This window comes from Streptococcus oralis, from assembly GCF_023611505.1.
Classification (GTDB): Bacteria; Bacillota; Bacilli; order Lactobacillales; family Streptococcaceae; genus Streptococcus; species Streptococcus oralis_CT.
In genome coordinates this window covers 964,353-988,764 of sequence record NZ_CP097843.1, presented here as the reverse complement: position 1 = coordinate 988,764, position 24,412 = coordinate 964,353, and the positions used below count along the sequence as shown (strand labels likewise).

The 24,412-nt window shown below is 41.1% G+C and carries 25 protein-coding genes; 13 read left to right on the top strand and 12 right to left on the bottom strand.

The genetic code is table 11. The features are described from left to right. Nucleotides 1-1,902: an ABC-F family ATP-binding cassette domain-containing protein gene (locus tag M9H69_RS05125; RefSeq protein ID WP_250316118.1), complete on the bottom strand. Its 1,902-nt coding sequence runs from the start codon at nucleotides 1,900-1,902 to the stop codon at nucleotides 1-3. A gap of 227 nt (nucleotides 1,903-2,129) precedes the next feature. Here M9H69_RS05125 and M9H69_RS05120 point away from each other — a divergent pair, with 227 nt between their 5' ends. Next, nucleotides 2,130-3,848, top strand: a complete 1,719-nt coding sequence (locus M9H69_RS05120) for a phospho-sugar mutase (RefSeq protein WP_250316117.1) — start codon at nucleotides 2,130-2,132, stop codon at nucleotides 3,846-3,848. Nucleotides 3,849-3,958: 110 nt separating this feature from the next. Continuing rightward, nucleotides 3,959-4,306: a thioredoxin gene (locus tag M9H69_RS05115; protein ID WP_250316116.1), complete on the top strand. Its 348-nt coding sequence runs from the start codon at nucleotides 3,959-3,961 to the stop codon at nucleotides 4,304-4,306. A gap of 32 nt (nucleotides 4,307-4,338) precedes the next feature. On the opposite strand, the gene M9H69_RS05110 is transcribed toward M9H69_RS05115, so the two are convergent. The 8 genes from M9H69_RS05110 to M9H69_RS05075 form a co-directional block, all read right to left on the bottom strand. Continuing rightward, nucleotides 4,339-5,148 (bottom strand): MBL fold metallo-hydrolase, encoded by an 810-nt coding sequence (locus tag M9H69_RS05110; RefSeq protein WP_001290612.1) that lies wholly within the window; start codon nucleotides 5,146-5,148, stop codon nucleotides 4,339-4,341. Between the two features lies 1 nt (nucleotide 5,149). Beyond that, nucleotides 5,150-6,499 (bottom strand): cell wall metabolism sensor histidine kinase VicK, encoded by a 1,350-nt coding sequence (gene vicK / locus M9H69_RS05105; RefSeq protein ID WP_000568719.1) that lies wholly within the window; start codon nucleotides 6,497-6,499, stop codon nucleotides 5,150-5,152. Further along, nucleotides 6,492-7,199 (bottom strand): response regulator YycF, encoded by a 708-nt coding sequence (yycF, locus tag M9H69_RS05100; RefSeq protein ID WP_250316115.1) that lies wholly within the window; start codon nucleotides 7,197-7,199, stop codon nucleotides 6,492-6,494. Before yycF ends, vicK begins: the two co-directional genes overlap by 8 nt. A 59-nt stretch (nucleotides 7,200-7,258) precedes the next feature. Beyond that, nucleotides 7,259-8,434 (bottom strand): A/G-specific adenine glycosylase, encoded by a 1,176-nt coding sequence (gene mutY / locus M9H69_RS05095; RefSeq protein ID WP_250316114.1) that lies wholly within the window; start codon nucleotides 8,432-8,434, stop codon nucleotides 7,259-7,261. Between the two features lie 82 nt (nucleotides 8,435-8,516). Further along, complete coding sequence (gene pta, locus M9H69_RS05090) at nucleotides 8,517-9,491, bottom strand: phosphate acetyltransferase (RefSeq protein ID WP_250316113.1); 975 nt, start codon at nucleotides 9,489-9,491, stop codon at nucleotides 8,517-8,519. Nucleotides 9,492-9,534: 43 nt separating this feature from the next. Beyond that, on the bottom strand, nucleotides 9,535-10,431 hold the full coding sequence (locus M9H69_RS05085; protein WP_250316112.1) for an RluA family pseudouridine synthase: 897 nt from the start codon (nucleotides 10,429-10,431) through the stop codon (nucleotides 9,535-9,537). Beyond that, nucleotides 10,428-11,246, bottom strand: coding sequence for an NAD kinase (locus tag M9H69_RS05080; protein ID WP_250316111.1), 819 nt, complete (start codon nucleotides 11,244-11,246; stop codon nucleotides 10,428-10,430). The genes M9H69_RS05085 and M9H69_RS05080 overlap by 4 nt, the downstream gene beginning before the upstream one ends. After that, on the bottom strand, nucleotides 11,230-11,901 hold the full coding sequence (locus M9H69_RS05075; RefSeq protein WP_250316110.1) for a GTP pyrophosphokinase: 672 nt from the start codon (nucleotides 11,899-11,901) through the stop codon (nucleotides 11,230-11,232). Before M9H69_RS05075 ends, M9H69_RS05080 begins: the two co-directional genes overlap by 17 nt. A 129-nt stretch (nucleotides 11,902-12,030) precedes the next feature. Between M9H69_RS05075 and M9H69_RS05070 the strand changes: the two genes are divergently transcribed. From M9H69_RS05070 to M9H69_RS05040, 7 genes are all read left to right on the top strand, one after another. Beyond that, nucleotides 12,031-12,600 (top strand): CYTH domain-containing protein, encoded by a 570-nt coding sequence (locus tag M9H69_RS05070; RefSeq protein WP_250316109.1) that lies wholly within the window; start codon nucleotides 12,031-12,033, stop codon nucleotides 12,598-12,600. Between the two features lie 111 nt (nucleotides 12,601-12,711). Next, complete coding sequence (locus M9H69_RS05065) at nucleotides 12,712-13,671, top strand: ribose-phosphate diphosphokinase (RefSeq protein WP_001283846.1); 960 nt, start codon at nucleotides 12,712-12,714, stop codon at nucleotides 13,669-13,671. Nucleotides 13,672-13,680: 9 nt separating this feature from the next. After that, the gene (locus M9H69_RS05060) at nucleotides 13,681-14,796 is read left to right on the top strand and encodes a cysteine desulfurase family protein (RefSeq protein WP_250316108.1); all 1,116 of its coding nucleotides are present in this window, start codon (nucleotides 13,681-13,683) and stop codon (nucleotides 14,794-14,796) included. A 4-nt stretch (nucleotides 14,797-14,800) separates the two neighbouring features. After that, complete coding sequence (locus M9H69_RS05055) at nucleotides 14,801-15,148, top strand: DUF1831 domain-containing protein (RefSeq protein ID WP_250316107.1); 348 nt, start codon at nucleotides 14,801-14,803, stop codon at nucleotides 15,146-15,148. 6 nt (nucleotides 15,149-15,154) lie between these two features. Then, complete coding sequence (locus M9H69_RS05050) at nucleotides 15,155-15,364, top strand: DUF4649 family protein (RefSeq protein WP_093585258.1); 210 nt, start codon at nucleotides 15,155-15,157, stop codon at nucleotides 15,362-15,364. Nucleotides 15,365-15,462: 98 nt separating this feature from the next. Further along, nucleotides 15,463-16,104: a redox-sensing transcriptional repressor Rex gene (locus M9H69_RS05045; RefSeq protein WP_000653419.1), complete on the top strand. Its 642-nt coding sequence runs from the start codon at nucleotides 15,463-15,465 to the stop codon at nucleotides 16,102-16,104. A gap of 15 nt (nucleotides 16,105-16,119) precedes the next feature. Beyond that, entirely contained in the window at nucleotides 16,120-16,809 is a 690-nt protein-coding gene (locus M9H69_RS05040; protein WP_250316106.1) for a gamma-glutamyl-gamma-aminobutyrate hydrolase family protein, read from the top strand. On the opposite strand, the gene radC is transcribed toward M9H69_RS05040, so the two are convergent. The 3 genes from radC to M9H69_RS05025 all read right to left on the bottom strand — a co-directional run bounded on the left by radC (nucleotide 16,806) and on the right by M9H69_RS05025 (nucleotide 21,673). Beyond that, entirely contained in the window at nucleotides 16,806-17,486 is a 681-nt protein-coding gene (radC, locus tag M9H69_RS05035) for a RadC family protein (RefSeq protein ID WP_250316105.1), read from the bottom strand. The genes M9H69_RS05040 and radC overlap by 4 nt on opposite strands. A 42-nt stretch (nucleotides 17,487-17,528) precedes the next feature. Then, nucleotides 17,529-19,820 carry a DNA helicase PcrA gene (gene pcrA, locus M9H69_RS05030; RefSeq protein WP_250316104.1) on the bottom strand — a complete coding sequence of 764 codons (2,292 nt, stop codon included), beginning with the start codon at nucleotides 19,818-19,820 and terminating at the stop codon, nucleotides 17,529-17,531. 182 nt (nucleotides 19,821-20,002) lie between these two features. Next, nucleotides 20,003-21,673: a formate--tetrahydrofolate ligase gene (locus tag M9H69_RS05025; RefSeq protein ID WP_250316103.1), complete on the bottom strand. Its 1,671-nt coding sequence runs from the start codon at nucleotides 21,671-21,673 to the stop codon at nucleotides 20,003-20,005. A gap of 230 nt (nucleotides 21,674-21,903) precedes the next feature. Between M9H69_RS05025 and coaB the strand changes: the two genes are divergently transcribed. The 4 genes from coaB to M9H69_RS05005 all read left to right on the top strand — a co-directional run bounded on the left by coaB (nucleotide 21,904) and on the right by M9H69_RS05005 (nucleotide 24,410). Beyond that, nucleotides 21,904-22,593 (top strand): phosphopantothenate--cysteine ligase, encoded by a 690-nt coding sequence (gene coaB, locus M9H69_RS05020; protein WP_250316102.1) that lies wholly within the window; start codon nucleotides 21,904-21,906, stop codon nucleotides 22,591-22,593. A gap of 11 nt (nucleotides 22,594-22,604) precedes the next feature. Next, on the top strand, nucleotides 22,605-23,156 hold the full coding sequence (coaC, locus tag M9H69_RS05015) for a phosphopantothenoylcysteine decarboxylase (protein ID WP_250316101.1): 552 nt from the start codon (nucleotides 22,605-22,607) through the stop codon (nucleotides 23,154-23,156). Then, nucleotides 23,140-23,703, top strand: coding sequence for an ECF transporter S component (locus M9H69_RS05010; protein ID WP_001042726.1), 564 nt, complete (start codon nucleotides 23,140-23,142; stop codon nucleotides 23,701-23,703). Before coaC ends, M9H69_RS05010 begins: the two co-directional genes overlap by 17 nt. A 179-nt stretch (nucleotides 23,704-23,882) precedes the next feature. Further along, the gene (locus M9H69_RS05005) at nucleotides 23,883-24,410 is read left to right on the top strand and encodes an ECF transporter S component (RefSeq protein WP_000354636.1); all 528 of its coding nucleotides are present in this window, start codon (nucleotides 23,883-23,885) and stop codon (nucleotides 24,408-24,410) included. Nucleotides 24,411-24,412 lie beyond the last annotated feature (2 nt).

Genomic DNA, 24,412 nt, shown 5'->3' with positions numbered 1-24,412 from the left:
TTACACCTGCTCCGATAATTCTTCCCACTCAAGCATAGCCTCTTCCTGACGATGGCTAATTTTGTCCAGTTCAGCCTGCAACTCCATGAGTTTTTCGGCATCATTGGTTTCCAACATTTGTTCAGAGAGGGCTTGACTTTGATTTTCTAGCCCTTCGATTTCAGCCTCCAAGTTCTCGATTTGTCGCATGAGCTTGCGAACTTCTTTTTGACTTTCTTTCTGGGCTTGATAATCATTAGCTGGACTTGCTTCTTTTGCTTGATTGCTAGTTGAAACTTCTTCTGTCCGGCTGACTTCCATTTCAGCCTTCTTATCAACATAGTAGTCGTAATCTCCCAAGTAAAGAGTCGAACCATTCTCAGACAATTCCAAAACATGAGTGGCCACACGGTTAATAAAGTAACGGTCGTGGCTGACAAAAAGAAGGGTTCCATCAAAGTCGATCAAGGCATTTTCTAGCACTTCCTTGCTATCAATATCCAAGTGGTTGGTCGGCTCGTCAAGAATCAAGAAGTTATTGTTCTCCATAGACAGTTTAGCAAGTAACAAACGAGCGCGTTCACCACCAGACAACATGCCAACTGATTTTTTAACATCGTCACCTGAAAAAAGGAAAGCGCCTAGCCGATTACGGATTTCAACTTCCGGTGTCAGTTTAAAATCATTCCAGAGTTCATCGAGTACAGTATTACTAGGTGTTAACTTGCTTTGGGTCTGATCATAGTAGCCAACCTCAACATTGGCACCAAATCGCTTTTCTCCCTTGATAAAAGGAATCTGACCAACTATTGACTTGATAAAGGTTGACTTCCCGATGCCGTTTGGTCCAACGATGGCAACAGCATTCATCTTACGAAGGTCTAGGTTGATTGGCTCTGACAATATTTCCCCATCATAGCCAATAGCCGCATTTTCAACTGTCAGGACAACATTACCAGATATTTTTTCAGACTGGAAGGTCATATTGGCTGATTTCTTGCCAGATTCAGGCTTATCTATGCGCTCCATTTTTTCTAGTTGCTTACGCCGAGATTGGGCACGTTTGGTTGTCGAAGCTCGTACTAGATTTCGATTGACAAAGTCTTCCAGAGCAGCAATTTCCTTCTGTTGCTTTTCATAGTTTTTTGCTTCAGTTGCTAGCTTTTGCTCCTTTAGCTCGACAAAACGAGAGTAATTCCCCACATAACGATCCAAGGAATGTTTGGTCAAATCGAGCGTAATCGTCGCAACCTTATCCAAGAAATAGCGGTCATGGCTGACAATAATGAGAGCACCGCTATAATTTACCAAGTAATTCTCCAACCAGGCTATCGTATCAATATCCAAATGGTTGGTAGGTTCATCTAAGACCAAGAGATTTGGTTTTTCGAGGAGCATTTTAGCAAGAGCAAGACGGGTGTTTTGACCACCAGAAAGCTCGGCAATTTTCATCTGCCACATAGACTCATCGAACTTAAATCCATTTAAAATCGCTCGAATGTCTGCTTCGTAGGTAAAACCACCTGCCTGGCGGAAATTCTCTGACAAACGGTCATAATCTGACATCAGTTTATCCAAACCTTCACCAGATTTTTCACCCATCTCCAACTCCATCTGACGAAGTTGCTTCTCGGTTCGACGCAAGTCATCAAAGACATGGAGCATTTCTTCATAAATGGTATTTTCAGACTCAAAACGGCTATCTTGTACTAGGTAAGACAGAGAGATTTCTTTTTTCTTATTGATTTCTCCACTAGTTGGCTCCTCTTCTCCAACCAAAATCTTCAAAAGTGTGGACTTACCAGCACCATTTTTCCCAACAAGAGCAATTCGGTCTCGTTCATCTACCTGCAGGTTTATATTATCAAACAAAAGCTCGCCTGCAAAAGAACGTTCAATTTTATTGGCTTGTAAAATAATCATACATCTATTTTACTATCTTTTTCTCTTTTGCACAATTGCAATGAAAAAAGTTCAAGTCATAAACCCGAACTATTCATCTTCTTTTTCATTAGAAAGCGTATAGGGCTGTTCTTCTACAATGAAATAAAAGTAAATTTCCTACATTTTAAGTTATGCTAACGTTTTACTAAAATATCAAATCGTGATATAATGAAAGCGATTAAAGCAATAGATAAAGGAGATACTCTATGACTTACCAAGAAAATTATCAAAAATGGGTCGATTTTGCCGACCTTCCAGACTACCTTCGTCAAGATTTGGAAAATATGGACGAAAAAACAAAAGAAGATGCTTTCTACACCAATCTTGAATTTGGTACTGCAGGTATGCGTGGCTTGATCGGTGCCGGTACAAACCGCATCAACATCTATGTTGTTCGTCAAGCAACTGAAGGATTGGCTCGTTTGATTGAGTCAAAAGGTGGAAATGAAAAAGAACGTGGTGTGGCAATTGCCTACGATAGTCGTCACTTCTCACCTGAGTTTGCCTTTGAATCTGCGGCAGTTCTTGCAAAACATGGTATCAAATCTTACGTATTTGAAAGCCTTCGTCCAACTCCAGAACTCTCATTTGCAGTTCGTCACCTCAACTGTTTTGCAGGTATCATGATTACTGCCAGCCATAACCCTGCTCCATTTAACGGTTACAAGGTTTACGGTGAAGACGGTGGACAAATGCCTCCACACGATGCGGACGCTTTGACTACTTACATCCGTGCTATCGAAAACCCATTCGCTGTGGAAGTTGCTGATGTGGAAGCTGAAAAAGCTTCTGGCTTGATTGAAGTTATCGGCGAAGCTGTCGATGTAGAATACCTTAAAGAAGTCAAAGACGTAAACATCAACCCAACCTTGATTGAAGAGTTTGGTAAAGACATGAAGATTGTCTACACACCACTTCATGGTACTGGTGAAATGTTGGCCCGTCGTGCTCTTGCTCAAGCAGGATTTGACTCAGTTCAAGTCGTTGAAGCTCAAGCAACTCCAGATCCAGATTTCTCAACTGTTAAATCTCCAAACCCAGAAAACCAAGCAGCCTTTGCACTTGCTGAAGAACTCGGCCGTCAAGTTGGTGCTGATGTTCTTGTGGCGACTGACCCAGACGCTGACCGTGTTGGTGTTGAAGTTCTTCAAAAAGATGGGAGCTACCTCAACCTTTCAGGTAACCAAATCGGTGCTATCATGGCTAAATACATCTTGGAAGCTCATAAGAGTGCTGGAACTCTTCCTGAAAATGCTGCTCTCTGCAAATCCATCGTATCAACTGACTTGGTAACGAAGATTGCTGAAAGCTACGGCGCAACCATGTTCAACGTTTTGACTGGTTTCAAATTCATCGCAGAGAAAATCCAAGAATTTGAAGAAAAACACAATCACACTTACATGATGGGATTTGAAGAAAGCTTCGGTTACTTGATTAAACCATTCGTACGTGATAAAGACGCCATCCAAGCCGTTCTAGTCGTGGCTGAACTTGCCGCCTACTACCGTTCACGTGGTTTGACACTTGCTGATGGTATCGAAGAAATCTACAAAGAATACGGCTACTACGCTGAAAAAACCATCTCTGTTACCCTTTCTGGTGTCGATGGTGCAGAACAAATCAAAGCAATCATGGCTAAATTCCGTAACAATGCTCCGAAAGAATGGAACGCAACAGCTATCACTGTTGTAGAAGACTTCAAAGCACAAACTTCTACTGCTACAGATGGTACTGTGACAACTTTGACTACTCCTCCAAGTGATGTGTTGAAATATACACTTGCTGACGGTTCATGGATTGCAGTTCGCCCTTCAGGTACAGAACCAAAAATCAAGTTCTACATTGCCGTTGTGGGTGAAAGCAACGAAGATTCACAAGCTAAGATTGCTAACATCGAAGCGGAAATCAATGCGTTTGTGAAATAACACTCTATAAAGATGAGATAAACTAGTCTCATCTTTTTTTCGTATCAAATCTAAGCAATTTTAGGAACTTTGTGGCATACTAGACATATCAATGAAAGCGAGGTAAACTCATGGAACAATTTTTAGAAAATATTAAAGATCTTGAAGTCACAACTGTTGCCCGTGCTCAAGAAGCACTTGATAATAAAGAAACTGCAACCTTCTTCATCGGTCGTAAAACTTGCCCTTACTGCCGTAAATTTGCTGGTACATTGGCAGGTGTCGTATCTGAAACCAAAGCCCACATCTACTTCATCAACAGTGAAGAACCAAGCCAACTCAATGAATTGCAAGAATTCCGCTCACGTTATGGAATCCCAACCGTACCAGGCTTTGTCCACATTGCAGATGGCCAGATCAAGGTCCGTTGCGACTCTTCCATGTCCGCACAAGAAATCAAGGAATTTGCTGGGTTGTAAAAAATATAAAAAAGAAGGCACTTGCCTTCTTTTTATATATCTGTCAATGGTGTTGCAGTATCTGGGGAAGTGTCGTAAACTTTAAAGTCTACTCCTACTCCCAGATCAGCTTGTGCTAGCTGGTTGACCATGGTCATATGAGCCAGCTCCTTGATATTGTTCTCTTTGGACAAATGCCCGAGGTAGATTTTCTTGGTACGATTTCCCATTGCACGAATCATGGCCTCAGCACCATCCTCGTTAGAGAGGTGACCGAGATCCGATAGAATTCTCTGTTTGAGACGCCAAGCGTAAGATCCTGCTCTCAAGATTTCTACGTCGTGGTTGGACTCGATGAGATAACCGTCTGCATTTTCGACAATTCCTGCCATACGGTCACTGACGTAACCTGTATCGGTCAGCATGACAAAGCTCTTGTCATCTTTCATAAAGCGGTAAAACTGGGGTGCTACCGCATCATGGCTAACCCCAAAACTCTCAATATCAATATCGCCAAAGGTTTTGGTTTTACCCATTTCAAAAATATGCTTCTGCGATGAATCCACCTTACCGAGGTACTTGCTATTTTCCATAGCCTGCCAGGTTTTTTCATTGGCGTAAAGGTCCATACCATATTTGCGAGCCAATACACCAACTCCATGAATATGATCTGAATGTTCATGCGTAATCAAGATAGCATCCAAATCTTCTGGCTTACGATTGATTTCGCTCAAAAGACTGGTGATTTTCTTACCAGACAAGCCTGCATCCACTAAGATTTTCTTTTTTGGAGTTTCCAGATAAAAGGAATTTCCACTGGAACCTGATGCTAAAATACTGTATTTAAAGCCTTTTTCACTCATTCTAGTCTTCTATTTCGTCCTCCCATATTTCTTCTTTTACGGCATCCTTATCATAAGGGAGCACTATGGTAAAGGTTGAGCCCTTACCGTATTCGCTTTTTGCCCAAATAAAACCATTGTGTTGTTTGATGATTTCTTTCGCGATAGCCAGACCTAGACCAGTCCCACCTTGAGCACGACTTCTTGCGCGATCCACACGGTAAAAGCGGTCAAAAATCCTAGGCAAATCTTGTTTTGGAATCCCAAGACCCTGGTCAGAAATTGATAAAATCATCTGGTCATCCGTGGTTTTCATGCTAACCGTAATCTTCCCACCATCTGGTGAATACTTGATGGCATTGTTAAGAATATTATCAATCACCTGGGTCATCTTATCCGTATCAATCTCAATCCAAACTGAAGTTATTGGATAATCTCTCACTAGCTCATATTTTTTCTCTTCATCCTGATTTCTCATCTTATCAAAACGGTTGAGGATGAAGGTGATAAAGGCTGTAAAGTTAATCAACTCTATATCCAGTTTAGTAGTCGCATTGTCAATACGAGATAGATGCAAGAGATCTGTCACCATACGCATCATACGGTTGGTTTCATCGAGTGAGACCTTAATAAAATCAGGGGCGACAGGATCATACAGAGCTCCCTCATCCAAGGCTTCGAGATAAGATTTAACACTGGTCAAAGGAGTACGCAACTCATGACTGACATTCGAAACAAAGAGTCTTCGCTCACGCTCTTCCTTCTCTTGCTCGGTCGTATCATGTAAAACGGCAACCAAACCAGAGATGAAACCTGACTCACGACGAACCAGAGCAAAACGTACACGAAGGCTCAGGTATTCCCCATTTACATCCTGGGAGTCAATCGTCAACTCTGGAATCTGTGTAATCAGGTCACGCAGCTCATACTCATCTTCTATCTTAAGCAATTCGAGGATGCTTTTATTAAGAACATCTTCTTTCTGCACACCGAGCTGTTTCTTTGCCATATCGTTGATCATGGTAATCTGGCCACGGCGATTAGTCGCAAGGACGCCATCAGTCATATAAGAAAGAATACTGTTCAATCGTTTACTCTCTTGTTCCAGATTTTCTTGGGTCAAACGAATAACTTCTGACAAATCGTTTAGATTATTGGTGATATTGGTGATTTCTGTACTTCCTTGCAAGTCCAAAACTTGAGAATAATCACCTGCAATCAAGTCCTTAACCTTTTGATTTATCTCCTTCAGACGGATATTATCCCGACGATTTTCCAGTAAGAGCAAGGTCACCACCAGGATAAAGCCAAGTAAAATCAGGATAAAGATAAAATCACTGGTCAGAATAGTTTGTCTAATATCTTCAATCATTATTTTTCATATAGTAGCCAACACCACGACGGGTGAGGATATACTCTGGACGGCTTGGAGTATCTTCAATTTTTTCACGCAAACGTCTAATAGTCACGTCCACTGTCCGAACATCACCAAAATAATCATAACCCCAAACAGTCTCAAGCAAGTGTTCACGCGTAATCACTTGTCCAATATGGGAAGCCAAGTGATATAAGAGCTCAAACTCACGGTGGGTCAAATCTAATTCCTCACCATATTTCTTTGCCACGTAAGCATCTGGAACGATTTCCAAATCACCAATTTGTAAAGGTTGCGCCTTCTTCTCATCAGACTCTTGGTTATCTACTGAAACTAGATCGGTACGACGAAGAAGGGCCTTAACACGAGCCTGCAACTCACGGTTTGAGAAAGGTTTTGTAACATAATCATCTGCACCTAACTCTAAACCAATAACCTTGTCAAACTCGCTATCCTTGGCTGAGAGCATGATGATAGGAACACTACTGGTCTTGCGAATAGCTTTAGCAACTTCTAAACCATCAATTTCAGGTAACATCAAGTCGAGGATAATAATGTCAGGTTGCTCTGCTTCAAATAGCTCGATTGCCTCACGACCATTGAAGGCTGTAACAACTTCATAACCTTCCTTGGCCATATTAAACTTAATAATATCTGAGATTGGTTTCTCATCATCTACAATTAATATTTTTTTCATTTTATCACCTTTTCTCTATCTATTATAACAAAAAAATGCAAAGAAGGCACAAATGGCTACTATAGGCCTTCATCTTCAAAACTTGTTTTATAAGCCTGCCAAATTTTTTGTTGAGGTTTCGCAAGTGGATAATCAGAAAATTCCTGAGAAGAAACCCAGCGAATTTCTCTGTCAGAAAACTGTTTTGTTTCCGTCACTTGACCAGCTTGGATTTGAATATGCCATTTCCGATGACTAAATACATGCTTGACTTGGTCAAATACTTGCTGGGACCAATTCACTTCTAAATCATAATCCTGCTCAAAGTTTTCTTGAGGGCTTGGTCCAAATGCTCTGCTTTCCTCTTTGACTTGTGAGAAGAGATCTAGTTGATTATCATCGCTAGAGAAATCGTCAACCTCAATCAGTGGGAAGTGCCAAAAACCGGCTAACAGTTTCTCACTTTCATTTTTCTCAAGTAGGTATTGCCCTCTATCATTGCACACAACCAAAGCCTTCAGATAAATAGAAAGAGGCTTTCTCTTGGGTTCTTTGATCGGATATCGATCCATTGTTCCATTTTGATAGGATGCGCTAAATTCCTTAACAGGACTTTCTTCTGGTCGAGGGTTAACCGGAGACTCTATATCAGAGCCTAAATCCATCAGAGCTTGGTTAAAGTCACCTGGTCGTTTCGGGTCAATCAAGATTTCCATCATAGCCTGAAAAATTTTGCGATTGCTGGGAACTCCAATATCATAATTCACCTCAAACAAACGCGCTAAAACTCGCATGACATTGCCATCGACCGCAGGCTCGGGTAAATTAAAAGCGATACTGGAAATTGCACCCGCAGTATAGGGGCCAATCCCTTTCAAACTAGAAATTTCTTCGTAAGTGTTTGGAAATGTCCCTTCAAAGTCAGTCATAATCTGCTGAGCAGCAACTTGCATATTGCGTACTCGAGAATAATAACCCAAACCTTCCCAAGCCTTCAGCAGACGCTCTTCAGGGGCATTCGCCAGACTTTCAACAGTTGGAAACCAGTCCAAGAATCGTTTGTAGTATGGAATAACTGTATCCACCCTGGTTTGCTGGAGCATGATTTCAGATACCCAGATGTGATAAGGATTTTTACTTCTCCGCCAAGGTAGATTTCGCTTGTTTTCATCATACCAGTTGAGGAGTTTCTCACGAAAAGAAATGATCTTCTCCTCCGGCCACATGACGATACCGTATTTTTTCAAATCTAACATATATCTAGTATAACATAGAAGCTTATAGCTGTCCTTTTCTCAGTACTAAAAAGCCTCTTCCCATGGGAAAGAGGACTAAATCTTATTGATGAACTGCTTGAGCTGCAGTAATTAGTGTAAGATTATATACATCATCTGAGCTACATCCACGTGAAAGGTCATTAACTGGCTTATTCAAACCTTGTAAAACAGGACCTACAGCCGAGAAACCACCGAGACGTTCTGCAATCTTGTAACCGATATTTCCAGCTTCTATACTTGGGAAGATGAATACAGTTGCTTGTCCAGCTACTTTACTTCCTGGAGCTTTCAAAGCTGCCGTTTCAGGGTGGAAGGCCGCATCAAATTGCAATTCCCCATCTATTTCAAGATCTGGACGTAGTTCGTGCGCACGTTGTGTAGCTGCTACTACCTTATCAACGTTCTCACCAAAACCAGAACCTTTACTTGAATAGCTCAACATAGCAATTTTGGGTTCGATACCAAACATTTTCGCAGTGATTGCTGAGTTAATAGCAATTTCAGCTAAGTCATCAGCATCAGGATTAATGTTGATCGCACAGTCTCCGAAAAGATAACGTTCTGAACCACGAGTCATCAAGAAGGCACCTGAAGTACGAGTAACATTAGGACGAGTTTTAATGATTTGAAGAGCTGGACGAACTGTTGCAGCAGTTGAGTGAAGTGCACCTGAAACCATACCGTCAACCAAGCCCATATATACTAGCATTACACCAAAGTAGTTAACGTCTTCACGCAATAGTCTACCAGCTTCTTCTTCTGATATCTTACCGTTACGACGTTCAACGAGCGCAGCAACCATTTCGTCAAACTTAGCGTAGTGGTCAGGGTCGATAACTTCGTAACCTTCAGTGATCCCTTCGATTTCAAGGTAGATTTTAATTTTTTCAGGTTTACCAAGCAATACTGGGATGACATCTGTTTCTTTAACCAAACGTTTTGTCGCTTGAAGGATACGAGGTTCTTTCCCTTCAGGGAGAACGATGCGTACATTTTTACCAACCAGGTTGGCTTTGAGACTTTCAAAAACTTCCATGAGTTTTCTCCTTTAATAAAATAAATTATACTCCAAATAGTTTTTAAAGAGTATTAGTTGATAACTGAGTAATAAGATTGCTGAAATCATCCGGTAAGGGGCTTTCTAGCTGCAAATCGTGCTCTAGAAAAGGATGATAAAAAGATAAATAATGACAATGCAGAGCCTGACGTTTAATACCGTCATCCAGACTACCACCATACAAATCGTCTCCCAACAAAGGAAAGCCAATATGGGAAAAATGCACTCGTATCTGATGAGTTCGTCCAGTATGCAGGCGAATATCGACTAGGTGAATATTTCCATAAGACGCTACAACTTTGTAAGACGTATGAGCGTATTTCCCACCTTTGGCAACCCGTCTAGTGATAATGGAGTCCACATCACGCGCAATTGGTGCGATAATCTCCCCTTCTGGCTCCAAGACACCAGCTCCTTTAACTAAAGCAAAGTAACGTTTTTCGATAGACTTTCGTTGCAACTGCTTATCTAAACGTGCATGAGCGTAGCCGTGCTTGGCAAAGAGCATCAAACCAGATGTATCTCTATCAAGCCTAGTTACGATGTGAACTTGCTGGTTCTCATAATTTTGCTTGACATAGTAGCCCTTTATAAAATTAGCAATGGTATTGGAATGATTGACACTTGGGATGGATGCTACTCCATAAGGTTTATTTAAAACCAGAAAATGGTCATCCTCATAGAGAATATCCAGTGGACGCTCAATTGCTTCAAGGCTCTCAAACCCTTCCTCTGCAGGGATATCAATAGTCACCCTGTATCCAATATCTAAGAGATAAGTCGCATTTTGAGGTTGGCCATTGACCAGAATAGCCCCGCCTCGAAACTTTATCTTAGCCAACAGTCCTTTAGAAACCTCGTGTTTCTTCAGAAAGGCTTTGACCTTGACATGTTCATCTGCGATAAATTCGAACTTCATTCGTCCACCTCGCCGATGAAGGCATCTTTGACACGATTCCAGAAACTAGTGTGACTTGGTGTCGCTACGAAGTGAATCTTGTGATGGTCGATTTGGTACTCAATCCTTTCTATATTTCGGAAAGAATAGATACTATTGTCAACCGAAAGGGTGTGATAGTCATTACGAGTCGGTAATAGCTCGATTTTATCTTTCTTCGGAACGATGATTGAAGATCCTAGAGTCCGATAAACCCGGTTGTTGAGGCTCGCAATTTCAGTCAGTTGCAAGGCTTCAATGGTAGGGTGCAAAACCGCTCCTCCCAAGGATTTGTTATAGGCAGTGCTTCCAGTCGGCGTTGAGACAGTCACACCATCTCCACGAAAGCGCTCGAATGGAACATGGTTAATGATGATATCTGCAACCATGGTGCGATCTGACCGACGGATGCTCGCTTCATTTAAAGCACGGAAGGTTTTCACATCTCCATTTTCAAGTGTCACTTTGACATTCAAGACTGGGTAAGAAACCTTGGCTCCAGAATCCAGTTGGAGATTGGTAACCAGCTGGTCCAACTCAAAGTCACGATAATCCGTGTAAAAGCCTAAATGTCCAGTATGGACGCCAACAAATCGAACCTTGTCTAACTGATTTTCGTACTTGTGAAAAGCAGACAAAAGCATCCCATCTCCGCCAATCGAAATGACGATGTCTGGATTTGTGTCATTAATTATAAAATGCTGTTTTTTGAGTTTTTCCCTCAGTTTATGTAAAACTTTCTGACTCTGCGGCTTTCTATTAGCTATGAGGTCAACTCGCTTACCTGTATTCTTCATCTGTATCGTCACTATTTCCTACACCATCGTTAAGTTTTCTACTCAAAGGATCAAAGAGAGCCTGAGCTTCCTGAATGTCATCTCGAATCTTACCCATTTCTTCATCTAGCTGATGAGCAATTTTGGCAGTGATTTCCAGTCTTTCTTTTATATCCTCTGGAAAATCTCCCTGGTACTTATAATTGAGCGAATGCTCAATAGTAGCCCAAAAGTTCATAGCCAAAGTCCGTATTTGAATCTCGGCGAGGATGGTCTTAGCCCCATTTATCGTGTCAACGGTATATTCGACAACAACGTGATAAGAACGATAACCTGAAGCCTTACGATGGGTGATATAATCCCGTTCCTGAACGACTCTCATATCCTGACGTTTACGTAGTATTGCAACAACTTCTTCCACGTCATCAACAAACTGAACCATAACACGTAGCCCTGCGATATCTTGCAAGTCATTTTCCAGAGTTGCATAAGTAATACCTCGACGAGCCATCTTTTCTTTAATACTTTCAATCGGTTTGACACGACCCGTTACAAACTCAATCGGAGAATGCTTGTTTTGCTTACGATACTGTTTGCGAATCCCACGAAGTTTAATCTTCAACTCACCTACAGCCTGAATGTAAGGATCTAAAAATTCTTCCCATTCTATGGTCATACTTTCTCCCTTGTAATGTTTGATTGCTCTATCGAAAATCTTTGATTTTTTCACTACAATCTTATACAATAAATACATTGTACATTATACCATAAATCCGCTTTCAAAGATAAAGAAAAGGTTAGAAAAATGAAACATTTAGAAATTGAACTGAAAACACTACTGAAAAAAGAGGATTACGATCATTTAAAAAAACAATTTGCCCATATAGCACCTGTTCATCAAAAAAACTACTACATTGACACACCTGATTTTCAATTGCGTGAAAAGAAGGTTGCCATGCGCATTCGCACTTTTGCAGATTGGGCGGAATTGACCTTGAAAGTGCCTCAAACTGTAGGAAATATGGAATACAACCAGAAACTAACTCTTCCAGAAGCTGAGTCGTACCTAGAAAAACAAAAACTACCTCAAGGGCTCGTTCTAGAAAAGCTCGCTAAGATTGGTATTGAAAGTCATGACTGGCTTGTTCTAGGCTGCCTTTCCACTCAACGTTATGAAATGAAAACCGAGATTGGCTTAATGGCCTTAGATGAAAGTCGATACTTTGGCCAGACGGACTATGAACTCGAGCTTGAAGTCACAGACCATGAAAAAGGGAAAGCCGATTTTCGGAAATTTTTAGATGAAAATCACATAACTTATCAGAAAGCTCCTTCAAAATTAATTCGTTTTATTAAAAGCATGAAAAAAAGCTGAAATAATCTCCTTTTTTTGGTAGAATAGAAAAGATAAAAATAAAAGAATCTTGCTTTGAAAAACAGAACTTTCTCAAAGGAGATTCACAAAGTTTACAGAGGACGGTCTATAATGTCAGATAGAAACAACATGAAACTTTTCACCCTAAACTCTAACCCAGAAATCGCTCAAAAGATTGCGGATACAGTTGGTGTACCTCTCGGAAAATTATCCTCTCGTCAATTTTCTGACGGAGAAATCCAAGTCAACATCGAAGAAAGTGTCCGTGGTTACGATGTTTACATCATCCAGTCAACCAGCTACCCCGTTAGCAACCACTTGATGGAATTATTAATCATGGTTGATGCTTGTGTTCGTGCAAGTGCTCACAGTATCAACGTTGTCCTTCCTTACTTTGGTTATGCTCGTCAGGATCGTATCGCTTCTTCTCGCGAACCCCTCACTGCAAAATTGGTTGCCAATATGCTTGTCAAGGCTGGTGTAAGCCGTGTTCTAACGCTTGACCTCCACGCTGTTCAAGTTCAAGGTTTCTTTGACATTCCTGTAGACAATCTTTATACTGTTCCTCTATTTGCTAAGCACTACTGTGATAAAGGACTTCTTGGCTCTGATGTTGTTGTTGTTAGTCCAAAGAACTCTGGTGTTAAACGTGCTCGTAGTTTGGCCGAATACCTTGATGCCCCTATCGCTATCATTGACTACGCCCAAGACGATTCTGATCGTAACGAAGGCTATATCATTGGGGATGTTGAAGGCAAGAAGGCTATCTTAATTGACGATATCCTAAATACTGGTCGTACTTTCTCTGAAGCAGCCAAAATCGTTGAACGTGAAGGTGCAACTGAAATTTATGCAGTATCTAGTCACGGTTTATTTGTTGAAGGTGCAGCAGACCTCCTTGATGCTACAAACATCAAAGAAATCCTTGTGACAGACTCCGTTGCAACCAAAGAAAGAACTCCAGAAAATGTATGTTACATTACTGCTAGCGAGTTAATCGGAGATGCTATCGTCCGCATCCATGAAAGAAAACCAGTCAGCCCACTCTTTGCTTACAACAAAAAGAAATAAGGTGATCCTTTGATTTATTTGGACAATGCTGCAACGACTCCTATGTCAGCAGTTGCTATTTCAGAAATGACCAAGGTCATGCAAGAAACCCATGGTAATCCTTCTAGTATTCATAGTCATGGTCGACAGGCTGGCAAGCTCTTACGAGAAGCTCGTCAGGACTTAGCCCACTTACTAGGAACCAAACCTCAACATATCTTTTTCACATCTGGTGGTACAGAAAGCAACAATACAGCTATTATCGGCTATTGTCTCCGTCATCAAAAAAATGGAAAACATATCATCACGACAGCTATTGAACACCATTCTGTGCTTGAGACTATCGATTATCTGGTGCAACATTTTGGTTTTGAAGCGACCATCATCCAACCAGTAAATCAAGAAATAACTGCCCAGCAAATTCAAGAAGCCTTACGTGACGATACCATTCTCGTTTCCACTATGTATGCTAATAATGAAACGGGCAGTCTCTTACCTATCGCTGAGATTGGACGTGTTTTAAAAGAGCATCCTGCGGCTTATCATGTAGATGCTGTTCAAGCTATCGGGAAACTTCCTATCCATCCCGAGGAATTAGGAATTGATTTCCTCAGTGCTTCTGCCCACAAATTCCATGGACCAAAAGGAGTCGGCTTTCTTTACGCATCGGCTGGGGACTTTGACTCCTATCTTCATGGTGGTGATCAAGAACAAAAAAAACGGGCTGGAACAGAAAACCTCGCTGCCATTGTAGGCATGGTCGCCGCTCTCAAAGAGGACTTAGAGCAGCAAGCTGAACATTACCAAAAACTAGAGGGATTAAAATCTGCTTTTCTAGATGAGATTGCAGATCTAGAATACTATCTCAACGAAAGCCAACACCAGCTTCCTTATGTTGTCAACATTGGCTTTCCTGGTCAAAAAAATGATTTGCTCTTACTCCAGTTAGACCTTGAAGGAATTTCAATTTCTACCGGTTCAGCCTGTACTGCTGGTGTCGTGCAAACCAGTCATGTGCTTGAAGCATTTTATGGACCAGATTCACATCGTTTGAAAGAATCTGTCCGTATCAGTCTGTCTCCTCTTAACACTGAGGAAGAACTAAAACAACTCGCACAAACCTTAAAAAATATTATTGGAGATTAATCTAATGGCATTCGAAAAAACCATTAAACTACAAAACTGTCGCTACGACTACACACTTAGCCCATCTGTCAAAAAATTCACACTCAAAGACAATACTTTCTTTGAAACAAAAGTTGGAAACTTCGAACTGACTCGTCTGCTTGAGAAAGTACCTAACAGCGGTGAAGGATTCAAGCTAAAAATCATCATCAACAAAGACCTTACAGGTGCTAAACTCAATATCACTGACAAGTCAGGCCTTCGTTTGGTGAATATTTTTAAATCTGAAGAACACCATATCCACCAAGAGAAATTCTACTTCCTCATGGACAGTCTTGTAGAACGCGGAATCTTCACAAAAGAAGAAAGATAGTTTGCCATGTATCGTCTCACATATAAAGATAGCTATCAAGTAGAACGCACACTTGAATTTGCCGATTACGAAGAGCTTATGCTATCACTATCAGGCTGTGTCACCCTGCCCGACACTCTCCTAATTAGCTCCTTAACACTGAATGATAAAGTTATTTATCAAGGATTAGTTGGCGATCTCTACCGTTTTTTATCACAAACTAATTTTTCAGATTAAAACTAAGAATTCTCTTAGTTTTTTCTTGTTTTCGTTGATTTTTGTTGATTTTTTCACAATGTTTCTATAAAATAGAAGAATAGAAAGGTTGTGGTTTTGTGAAAGATAAACAGTCTGCTATTCCAAAAGCAACAGCAAAAAGACTCTCTCTCTACTATCGAATTTTCAAGAGATTTCATGCCGAGAAAATCGAACGTGCCAACTCCAAGCAAATTGCAGAGGCTATCGGTATCGATTCTGCGACTGTTCGTCGTGATTTTTCCTATTTTGGTGAACTAGGTCGTCGTGGTTTTGGTTATGATGTTAAAAAACTGATGACTTTTTTTGCTGACCTCCTAAATGACAACTCCATTACCAATGTTATGTTGGTTGGGATTGGGAATATGGGGCATGCCCTTCTCCACTATCGCTTCCATGAGCGTAACAAGATGAAAATCATCATGGCATTTGACCTAGATGACCATCCAGAAGTCGGGACCCAGACACCTGATGGAATTCCAATCTATGGTATCTCACAGATTAAAGAAAAAATCAAAGAAGCAGATGTCAAAACTGCTATCCTAACTGTTCCAAGTGTTAAATCACAAGAAGTTGCCAATCTTTTGGTCGATGCAGGTATAAAAGGTATTCTCAGCTTTTCCCCTGTTCACCTTCACCTCCCAAAAGATGTGGTCGTTCAGTATGTCGATTTGACAAGCGAACTCCAAACCCTCCTCTATTTTATGCGTAAAGAGGATTAGAAAGCGAAAGCATTTATGAAAAAACCAGTTATTGGGATTACAGGAAATGAAAAAACTCATCCAGATGATGACATCATGATGAGCTATGCAGCAAAGGGCTTTGTTGAAGGAGTCAAGGACGCTGGCGGAATTCCAATCATCCTACCGATTGGTGATCAAGAAATGGCTACCCATTACATCAGTATCATTGATAAGCTCATCCTAACGGGTGGGCAAAATGTTGATCCAAAATACTATGGTGAACCAAAGGCTATTGATAGTGATGACTACCACCTTCAAAGAGATATTTTTGAATTATCCCTTATCAGAGAAGCGATCAAACAGAAGAAACCAATTTTCTCTGTTTGCCGTGGTACTCAGCTTTTCAATGTCGCTATGGGCGGTACGCTTCACCAAGATATCGAGGATCATTGGCAGGACTGTTCAGCCGAATACACGACTCAACGTCTCGTAACGGAACCTGATACCATTCTCCGAGAGATTTATGGAGAAATCTCACATATCAACTCCTTCCACCACCAGAGCATTAAAGATTTAGCTCCTAATCTTAAGGTTGTAGCACATGATCCTAAAGATGGAATAATTGAGGCCGTGACAACTACGGACGGTCTTCCTTATCTTGGTGTTCAATGGCATCCTGAATTTCTCTTTGAAAATCGCCCCAAAGATAAAACATTGTTTGACTATGTTGTTAATGAACTCTAGATTAGATCCGTATTTTCACGGTAACTAAAGTAATCCGAGTGCGAGACAATCAGATGATCCAAGAAAACGATTCCCATCAGTTCGCAAGCTTCCTTGACTAGCTTAGTGACATGATTGTCATTTCGACTAGGAGATACAGCACCAGATGGATGATTGTGAACGAGAATCACCGAGGTTGCCATATGCTTCAAAGCATAGTGAAGGATTTCTCTCGGTTCAGCGATACTGCGTGTCGCAGAGCCGATAAAAATGGTCTGCTGATGAATGATTTGATTTTGAGTATTGAGATAGAGCGCCACTAGGTGCTCTTGTTTCTTGTCTCCAAGTTCCTGTTGCATTTTCTTGGCTAGCTTTTGACTACTGAGAATACTTTCCATTTCAAGGGTTTCATGTTTGTTAATGCGATGTCCCAGTTCAATCACCGCTTGTAGTTCAATGGCTTTTATTCGCCCTATACCAGACAGACTCTGCAATTCCTGCAGGGTCATTTTCTTTAAATCAGTTAGACTGTTAAGACTATCCAAGACTTTCTGAGCAATTTCAAATACATTAGCCTGACGAGTTCCAGTTCTGAGCAGAATAGCTAGTAATTCTTGATTGCTCAGAGCCTCTACTCCTTCTTTAACTAGTCTTTCTCTAGGCAAGAGTGAATCTTCTTGGAATGAAATACTGTACATAAAAATCCTCCTCACTTTATTATTCGTGAGAAGGATGGAAAATTAGATTTTTTTCTCAATTGGAGCTACACTGGCTAGGAGTTTTTTCAGACCCACTTCTGGGAAATTGATTTTTAATTCCTGAGTAGCGCCACTACCCGACACTTCAAGGACTGTTCCTTCACCCCACTTTTTGTGAAGTGCAATATCTCCAATAGACCAACTTGTACTAGTCGAATCTTTTTTACTTCCGGCTACAAACTGTCCAAATGGGAGAGTGCTTGACTGGATAGAGCTTGGTGCGGCATTACGTTTCCGTTCTTGAAGGGCCTGAGCTAAGCTCATACCTTGACCGAAAGAAATCCCACCACTGCTATATGAAGCCTTGAAACTGGTATTAGCTGAACGAGCCAGACCTTGATACTCAAGCAAGTCCGAACTGATTTCATTGATAAAACGGGTTGGGCGATTATAGTTGGTACGCCCAAAAAGCAAGCGTGAGTTGGCATTGGTCAGATAGAGGATCTTTTCTGCGCGCGTGATACCTACATAGGCCAAACGGCGTTCTTCTTCCAGTTCATCAGGATCCTCAGCTGCGCGGCTAAGCGGAAAGACATTCTCCTCCATCCCGATAATAAAGACAACTGGGAACTCGAGTCCCTTAGCAGCGTGCAAGGTCATCAAGGTCACTTCTGATGTCTCCTGACTGCCTGAATCTGTGTCTGCAATCAAAGCCAAGTCATTCAAGAAACGACTGAGTTTGTCCAAACCTTTTTCCTCTTCTTGACTATCAGGATTGACATCAAAGTTCTTGGTAACAGATAGGAACTCTTCGATATTTTCAACCCGTGCCTTGCTTTCCAAGGTTGCCTGAGTATTAAGAATATCGACATAACCTGTTTTTTCTAGAACAGCCTCCACCAGCTCGGTGATGGTTAATTGGTCCAGTTGTTCCCGCAAACCCAGAATCATATTGGCAAAGTCCCAGATAGACTGGGCTGCTTTTCCTTTGATGCCAGACAGCATGATATTGGCTGAAGCGTCTAGCATGGACATCTCTTGTAGGTTAGCAAAGTCGCGAATTTTCTCAACAGTACCTGGCCCAATTCCGCGTTTAGGCTCGTTGATAATACGCTCAAAACTGATATTGTCACTCAAATTTGCAATGAGGTTAAGATAAGCGATAATATCGCGAATTTCCTTACGGCTGTAGAACTTGGTCCCTCCAACCATAGTATAAGGAATATTGGACTTGAGCAGGGCTTCCTCAATAGTACGGGATTGCGCATTAGTCCGATAAAGAACTGCAAAATCCTTGTGGAGGAAGTTTTGGCTGCGACCAAGTTCATCTATGGTTTTGGCTACAAAAACAGCCTCATCTTGTTCGTCGTTGGCTCTGTAGTAGACGATTTGCTCCCCATCCGCATTCTGGGTCCAGAGATTCTTAGGGCGGCGATTTTTATTGTTTTTTATGACATCATTGGCAGCTTGCAGAATGGTTTTAGTTGAACGGTAATTCTCCTCCAGCAAAACAACCTTGGCGTTAGGGTAATCTTTCTCGAAATCCAAAATATTCTGCATATCAGCCCCACGCCAACCGTAGATAGATTGGTCTGCATCCCCGACCACGCAGACATTTTTAAAGCGTGAAGCCAAAAGTTTGACTAGTTGGTACTGGGCATGGTTGGTATCTTGGTACTCATCAACGTGAATGTACTGGAACTTCTGCTGATAGTAGGTCAAGACGTCAGGATTCTGATCAAAGAGACGCAAGGTCAGCATAATCAAATCATCAAAATCAACAGACTCAGACTGGCGAAGCTCCTTCTGATAAGCTGTATAACACTGAGCCACGATTTGTGTGTACATATCACCAGCTTGGGCAGCATAAGCCACATCATCAATCAGGTCATTCTTAGCATTAGAAATGGTTCCCAAAATGGTCCGTTCATTCCATTTTTTAGGATCCAAGTTTAACTGCTTGAGAATGCGTTTCATAAGGGTACGTTGTTCACCAGGATCTACAATGGTGAAATTACGATTGTAACCGATATGATCTGCATCACGACGCAGAATACGAACACACATGGAGTGAAAGGTCGCAATCAGACAGTCCTGAGTTGCTGGATTGAGCCCATAGGCACGCTCCTTCATCTCACGCGCAGCCTTATTGGTAAAGGTAATGGCCAAGATATTCCAAGGATTAACCATCTTTTCATCAATCAAGTAGGCGATTCTGTGAGTTAAAACACGAGTCTTTCCAGAACCAGCCCCCGCCATGATCAATAAGGGACCTTCTGTCGTTTGCACCGCCTCAGCCTGACGGTCATTCATTCCATTCAATAATGCGTTCATTTTCTCTTCCTTACTCTTGAAGTCAATGTTTCTATTATATCAGAAAACAGGGAAAATATCTTTAGCTAGACTGGTTGCGTGTAGTAAACAACTCTCTCATCAACTGAAGATAACTACTTATATCTATATAGAAAATGAGCTTGGATTAAAATCTCCAAACTCATTTGAATTCAATTAAACTATTAGAACAATCCTAGAACGGTTCCGTCACTATCAACATCCATATTGAGAGCGGCTGGACGTTTTGGAAGTCCTGGCATGGTCATGACATCACCTGTTAAGGCAACGATAAAGCCTGCACCCAATTTTGGTACTAACTCACGAATGGTAATTTCAAAGTTTTCTGGAGCTCCAAGTGCATTTGGATTGTCAGAAAAACTGTACTGAGTTTTAGCCATACAGATTGGCAATTTATCCCATCCGTTTTGAACGATTTGAGCGATTTGCGTTTGAGCTTTCTTCTCAAAGTTCACTTTGCTACCACGGTAGATTTCAGTGACAATCTTTTCAATCTTTTCTTGAACAGAAAGGTCGTTGTCGTAAAGACGTTTATAGTTTGCTGGATTTTCAGAGATAGTCTTGACAAGCGTTTCGGCAAGCGCTACTCCTCCTTCTGCGCCATCAGCCCAGACACTAGCCAACTCAACTGGAACATCGATTGAGGCACAAAGTTCCTTCAAGGCTGCGATTTCAGCTTCTGTATCAGAGACAAATTCATTAATCGCAACAACTGCTGGAATACCAAACTTACGAATATTTTCAACGTGGCGTTTCAAGTTAGCAAAACCTGCGCGGACCGCCTCCACATTTTCCTCTGTAAGAGCGTCTTTAGCAACGCCACCATTCATCTTAAGGGCACGAAGGGTTGCGACGATGACTACTGCATCTGGAGAAGTTGGCAAGTTTGGTGTCTTGATATCAAGGAATTTCTCGGCACCAAGGTCCGCACCAAAACCAGCTTCAGTGACTGTATAATCAGCCAAGTGAAGGGCTGTTGTTGTTGCCAAGACAGAGTTACATCCATGAGCGATATTGGCAAATGGACCACCGTGTACAAAGGCAGGTGTACCGTAAATTGTCTGAACGAGATTTGGCTTAATAGCATCCTTCAAAATCAATGCTAAAGCTCCCTCAACCTGTAAATCACCAACAGTAACTGGTGTACGGTCATAACGATAACCGATAACGATATTCGCCAAACGGCGTTTCAAGTCCTCAATGTCTGTTGCCAAGCAAAGAATCGCCATGATTTCAGAAGCAACTGTAATATCAAAACCATCCTCACGAGGAATACCATTTAGAGGGCCACCAAGTCCAACGGTCACATGACGAAGTGCGCGGTCGTTCAAGTCCACAACACGTTTCCAGAGAATACGACGTTGGTCAATTCCCAACTCATTTCCTTGGTGCAAGTGATTGTCAATCAAGGCAGAAAGAGCATTGTTGGCAGTTGTGATAGCATGCATGTCTCCAGTAAAGTGGAGGTTGATGTCTTCCATTGGCAACACTTGCGCATAACCACCACCAGCGGCACCACCCTTAATCCCCATTACTGGTCCAAGAGACGGTTCGCGGATAGCAATCATGGTTTTCTTGCCGATTTTGTTTAAGGCATCTGCAAGACCAATAGTAATGGTTGACTTCCCTTCACCAGCAGGTGTTGGGTTGATGGCAGTAACCAAGATCAATTTCCCAACTGGATTGTTCTCAACCGCACGAATTTTATCAAAACTAAGCTTAGCCTTGTATTTTCCGTACAACTCCAAATCATCGTAAGAAATCCCAAGTTTCTCCACAACATCCACGATTGGCTTTAACTCAATGCTCTGTGCGATTTCAATATCTGTTTTCATAGCAAACTCCTCTAACCTCTAATATGATAACTCATTATAACACAAAAAAAGTTTTTTCACATACAAAAAGCTTAGTAAAGTTTATAAACATAAAGTTTTAAGGCCGATTTTAGTCGTCTTTTTTACTTTTTATAAGTTTTTATAGCCAAAAACTATAATCTTGCTGGAAAATTAGAAAAAAAACAAACGCTTTCTTTTGATTCTATTTTATTTTTTGGTACAATAGTCCTATGAAAATTTTAGTTACATCGGGTGGTACCAGTGAAGCTATCGATAGTGTCCGCTCTATTACTAACCATTCTACAGGTCGCTTGGGAAAAATCATCACCGAAGCCCTACTTGCTGCTGGTCATGAGATTTGTTTGATTACTACTCCTAGTGCTCTTAAGCCAGAACCTCATCCCCATCTAACCATTCTAGAAATCAAAAATACGAATAATCTTCTTATAGAGATGAAAGAACTTATTCAAGATTATCAAGTCTTGATTCATTCAATGGCTGTATCTGACTACACACCTGTTTATATGACGGGGCTTGAGGAGGTTCAGGCTAGCTCTAATTTGGAAGATTTTTTAAACAAGCAGAATCATCAAGCTAAGATTTCTTCAACTGACGAGGTTCAGGTTTTATTCCTGAAAAAAACACCCAAAATCATCTCTCTAATCAAAGAATGGAATCCTGCCATTCATTTGATTGGTTTCAAACTGTTGGTTGATGTCTCTGAAGATTATCTCATAGAAATTGCTAGAAAAAGCCTTATCAAGAACCAAGCAGACTTAATCATTGCAAATGACCTCACTCAAATTTCAGCAAATCAGCATCGCGCCATCTTTGTTGAGAATGATCATCTTCAAACGGTTCAAACCAAAAAGGAAATAGCAAACCTCCTCCTTGAAAAAATTCAAGCATACGATTCATAGAAAGAAAAGCCATGGCAAATATTTTGATCGCAGTGACTGGTTCCATTGCCTCCTATAAAGCAGCTGACCTCGTCAGTTCCTTGAAAAAACAAGGCCATGATGTCACTGTCTTAATGACCGAGGCAGCGAGAGAGTTTATCCAGCCTTTGACACTACAGGTACTCTCACAGAATCCAGTTCACCTTGATGTCATGAAGGAACCCTATCCTGATCAAGTCAATCATATCGAACTAGGTAAAAGAACTGATCTTTTTATCGTTGTCCCTGCTACTGCTAATACCATTGCCAAACTTGCGCACGGTTTTGCGGATAACATGGTGACTAGTACAGCATTAGCTTTACCCCAAAACATTCCTAAACTACTTGCTCCTGCTATGAATACAAAAATGTACGATCATCCGGCAACCCAGGCTAATCTAAAAACATTAGAGACCTATGGTTATCAGATTATCTCTCCAAAGGAATCTCTACTAGCCTGTGGCGATCACGGCAAAGGCGCCCTAGCTGACCTGAATACTATTTTAGAAAGAATAAAGGAAACCCTCAATGAACAAACGCTCTAACATTGCTCCAATTGCTATCTTTTTTGCAGTTATGCTCGTTATCCACTTTTTAACTTCTCTCCTATTTAACCTTTTCCCATTTCCAATCAAACCAACTATCGTTCATATTCCAGTCATTATTGCTAGTATCATCTATGGTCCTCGGGTTGGGGTTACACTTGGTTTTCTTATGGGACTATTGAGCTTAACGGTAAACACAATTACCATCCTTCCAACCAGCTACCTCTTCTCACCATTCGTACCGAACGGAAACATCTATTCTGCGATTATCGCTATTGTCCCTCGCGTTTTGATTGGTCTGACACCTTACTTAGTTTATAAATTATTAAAAAACAGAACGGGTCTCATCTTTGCTGGTGCTCTCGGTTCCCTTACCAACACCGTCTTTGTCCTCGGGGGAATCTTCTTCCTTTTTGGAAATGTCTTCGACGGCAATATCCAAAAACTCCTAGCAACTGTCATCTCTACAAACTCAATCGCTGAATTGATTATCTCAGCTATTCTAACTGTAGCAATTGTCCCACGTCTCGAAACCTTGAAGAAATAAAAAAACAACTCCACTTTCGTCCTGAAGGTGGAGTTTAGCATTTAAAACATAAGAATTAAGTTTCTAGTATGCTTTACCATATTTTAATCAAATATCCCTTAAAAATCACTAATGCTTCTTGACTTAACTGATTATTTATTGTACTATACTTGTGTATATACAGATAAATGGAGGTTCTTATGGATATACGGAAAAAAACGCAGTTTATGACCATGACTGCACTGCTCACAGCAATCGCGATTTTGATTCCAATCATTATGCCTTTTAAAATCGTCATCCCACCAGCTTCTTACACTTTAGGAAGCCATATCGCCATCTTTATCGCCATGTTCCTATCACCTTTGATGGCTGCTTTTGTGATTATTGCTTCTAGTCTCGGCTTCCTGATGGCAGGCTACCCTATGGTTATCGTTCTGCGCGCCTTTTCTCACATCGTTTTTGGTATTTTGGGAGCATTTTACTTAAAAAAATTCCCTGAAACCTTGGATAAACCAAAGGCATCTTGGATTTTTAACTTTGTTTTGGGTGTTGTTCACGCTATCGCTGAAGTACTAGCTTGTATCATCTTTTATGCTACTTCAGGGACAAACGTTGAAAATATGTTTTATGTTCTCTTTGTCCTAGTTGGTTTTGGAACAATTGTCCATAGTATGGTAGACTATACATTAGCACTAGCTGTCTATAAAGTGCTTCGAAAACGTCGCTAAAA

Coding starts and splice junctions, on each gene's coding strand:
- M9H69_RS05125 (WP_250316118.1), bottom strand. CDS start 1,902: ATGATTATTTTACAAGCCAATAAAATTGAACGTTCTTTTGCAGGCGAG.
- M9H69_RS05120 (WP_250316117.1), top strand. CDS start 2,130: ATGACTTACCAAGAAAATTATCAAAAATGGGTCGATTTTGCCGACCTT.
- M9H69_RS05115 (WP_250316116.1), top strand. CDS start 3,959: ATGGAACAATTTTTAGAAAATATTAAAGATCTTGAAGTCACAACTGTT.
- M9H69_RS05110 (WP_001290612.1), bottom strand. CDS start 5,148: ATGAGTGAAAAAGGCTTTAAATACAGTATTTTAGCATCAGGTTCCAGT.
- vicK (WP_000568719.1), bottom strand. CDS start 6,499: ATGATTGAAGATATTAGACAAACTATTCTGACCAGTGATTTTATCTTT.
- yycF (WP_250316115.1), bottom strand. CDS start 7,199: ATGAAAAAAATATTAATTGTAGATGATGAGAAACCAATCTCAGATATT.
- mutY (WP_250316114.1), bottom strand. CDS start 8,434: ATGTTAGATTTGAAAAAATACGGTATCGTCATGTGGCCGGAGGAGAAG.
- pta (WP_250316113.1), bottom strand. CDS start 9,491: ATGGAAGTTTTTGAAAGTCTCAAAGCCAACCTGGTTGGTAAAAATGTA.
- M9H69_RS05085 (WP_250316112.1), bottom strand. CDS start 10,431: ATGAAGTTCGAATTTATCGCAGATGAACATGTCAAGGTCAAAGCCTTT.
- M9H69_RS05080 (WP_250316111.1), bottom strand. CDS start 11,246: ATGAAGAATACAGGTAAGCGAGTTGACCTCATAGCTAATAGAAAGCCG.
- M9H69_RS05075 (WP_250316110.1), bottom strand. CDS start 11,901: ATGACCATAGAATGGGAAGAATTTTTAGATCCTTACATTCAGGCTGTA.
- M9H69_RS05070 (WP_250316109.1), top strand. CDS start 12,031: ATGAAACATTTAGAAATTGAACTGAAAACACTACTGAAAAAAGAGGAT.
- M9H69_RS05065 (WP_001283846.1), top strand. CDS start 12,712: ATGTCAGATAGAAACAACATGAAACTTTTCACCCTAAACTCTAACCCA.
- M9H69_RS05055 (WP_250316107.1), top strand. CDS start 14,801: ATGGCATTCGAAAAAACCATTAAACTACAAAACTGTCGCTACGACTAC.
- M9H69_RS05050 (WP_093585258.1), top strand. CDS start 15,155: ATGTATCGTCTCACATATAAAGATAGCTATCAAGTAGAACGCACACTT.
- M9H69_RS05040 (WP_250316106.1), top strand. CDS start 16,120: ATGAAAAAACCAGTTATTGGGATTACAGGAAATGAAAAAACTCATCCA.
- radC (WP_250316105.1), bottom strand. CDS start 17,486: ATGTACAGTATTTCATTCCAAGAAGATTCACTCTTGCCTAGAGAAAGA.
- pcrA (WP_250316104.1), bottom strand. CDS start 19,820: ATGAACGCATTATTGAATGGAATGAATGACCGTCAGGCTGAGGCGGTG.
- M9H69_RS05025 (WP_250316103.1), bottom strand. CDS start 21,673: ATGAAAACAGATATTGAAATCGCACAGAGCATTGAGTTAAAGCCAATC.
- coaB (WP_250316102.1), top strand. CDS start 21,904: ATGAAAATTTTAGTTACATCGGGTGGTACCAGTGAAGCTATCGATAGT.
- coaC (WP_250316101.1), top strand. CDS start 22,605: ATGGCAAATATTTTGATCGCAGTGACTGGTTCCATTGCCTCCTATAAA.
- M9H69_RS05010 (WP_001042726.1), top strand. CDS start 23,140: ATGAACAAACGCTCTAACATTGCTCCAATTGCTATCTTTTTTGCAGTT.
- M9H69_RS05005 (WP_000354636.1), top strand. CDS start 23,883: ATGGATATACGGAAAAAAACGCAGTTTATGACCATGACTGCACTGCTC.